The sequence below is a fragment of the Spirillospora sp. NPDC048824 genome (genome assembly GCF_043198455.1).
GTDB lineage: Bacteria > Actinomycetota > Actinomycetes > Streptosporangiales > Streptosporangiaceae > Spirillospora.
Genome location: NZ_JBICUS010000062.1, coordinates 1 through 1,589 on the forward strand (window position 1 = coordinate 1; position 1,589 = coordinate 1,589).

Genomic DNA, 1,589 nt, shown 5'->3' on the forward strand with positions numbered 1-1,589 from the left:
AGCCCTCTGTGTCAGGCTCAGGTGGGACACCAGGGGATGAACTTCCCTAACTGACATGAGCAGGGCGAGGACGGGTACCGAGCACAGTGACGATGACCAGCCACGATCTTCCTCCCGACGACGGGCCACGAGCCGGTCGGCCCAAGCGGCGGACCTTCTCGGCCGCCTACAAGCTGCGGATGGTGGAGGAGTACGACACCGCGCCGACCGGCGATAAAGGCGCGCTGCTGCGCCGGGAGGGCCTGTACGAATCCAGCATTTCCTCGTGGCGCCGGCAGCGTGACGCCGGGCAGTTGACTTCGTCGGGATCGGCTCGGCCGACACCCAGGAAGGAGAAGTCGCCGGAGCAGGCCGAACTGGAGCAGTTGCGCAAGGAGAAAGCGCGGCTGGAACGGCAGAATGCTGCCATGGCCAGGAAAATCAAGCAGACCGAGGCTGCCCTGGACATCATGGGAAAAGGTATCGCGCTCTTGGAAACGGTGTCCGAGAGCGCGGATACCGAGAATTCGTGAACACCTGCCGGGCCGACACTTTCACCCTGCTGACCGAGCATCTACCGATTACCGCGTCGTGTGCATTGACAGGCCTGTCGCGTTCGGGTTTCTATCGGCGGCGGAAACCGACTCCCGAAGGCGGGAAAGCAGTGGTGCGGCCGTCACCGCCGAATGCGCTGACCGCCGGTGAGCGCGACGGACTGGTAGCCGTTCTCAACAGCGACCGGTTCGCCGACAAGGCACCCCGCCAGGTTTGGGCCGCGCTGCTGGACGAGGGCGTCTATCTGGCGTCGGTGTCGACGATGTACCGGGAGTTGCGGGCGCGTGACCAGATCCGCGAGCGGCGCGCCCAGGCCCGCCACGAGGCCCGCAAAAAGCCCTACCTGGCTGCGCACGCGCCCAATGAAATCTGGACCTGGGATATCACGAAGCTGCAGGGTCCCGGCCCTCGTAGGTTCTACGACCTGTACGTGATGCTCGACATCTTCTCGCGCTGCGTCGTGCACTGGGAAGTGCACCCGCGCGAGTCCGGGGAGCTGGCCGAGCGGTTCATGCAGAACTCGTTCGTCGCCAACGGCGGAATCGTGCCCGGAACCATCCATTCAGACAACGGGACCTCGATGACGTCCAAGCCGGTGACCGACCTGCTGGCGGATCTGGACATCATCAAGTCCCACTCCCGTCCGAAGGTCAGCAACGACAACCCCTACAGCGAGGCGCAGTTCCGGACCCTGAAGTACTGTCCCGTGTTCCCGGACAGCTTCGGCTCCCTCGACGAGGCCGAAACGTTCTGCCACCACTTCTTCAACTACTACAACCACGACCATTACCATTCCGGGATCGGGCTGCACGTCCCCTTCACGGTCCACGTCGGCACCGCACAAGCGATCCAGCAGAAGCGACGCCAGACCATCGAGACGTTCCGTGCGGCGAACCCGCAGCGGTTCACGCAGGCCCCCGCGCTGCCCAAACTCCCCGCGGTCGCGTGGATCAACCAGCCCGACAAGGACATCGTCGTCCAGACCGGCGTTGACCAGGGGGAAGACGCTGCCTAACGATCACTGACCCCTGTCTCATTTGACTTGACACCTACCG

2 protein-coding genes are annotated in these 1,589 nt (G+C 64.1%); both read left to right on the forward strand.

Annotation, left to right across the window (positions count from 1 at the left end; translation table 11 throughout):
• The first annotated feature begins 92 nt into the window (after window positions 1-92).
• Complete coding sequence (locus tag ACGFIS_RS37500; RefSeq protein ID WP_392974020.1) at window positions 93-512, forward strand: transposase; 420 nt, start codon at window positions 93-95, stop codon at window positions 510-512.
• Entirely contained in the window at window positions 509-1,549 is a 1,041-nt protein-coding gene (locus ACGFIS_RS37505; RefSeq protein ID WP_392974021.1) for an IS3 family transposase, read from the forward strand. Before ACGFIS_RS37500 ends, ACGFIS_RS37505 begins: the two co-directional genes overlap by 4 nt.
• Window positions 1,550-1,589: the final 40 nt, after the last annotated feature.

Bases quoted from the DNA above. Each gene is read 5' to 3' on its own strand.
- ACGFIS_RS37500 (WP_392974020.1), top strand. From the start codon at position 93: ATGACCAGCCACGATCTTCCTCCCGACGACGGGCCACGAGCCGGTCGG.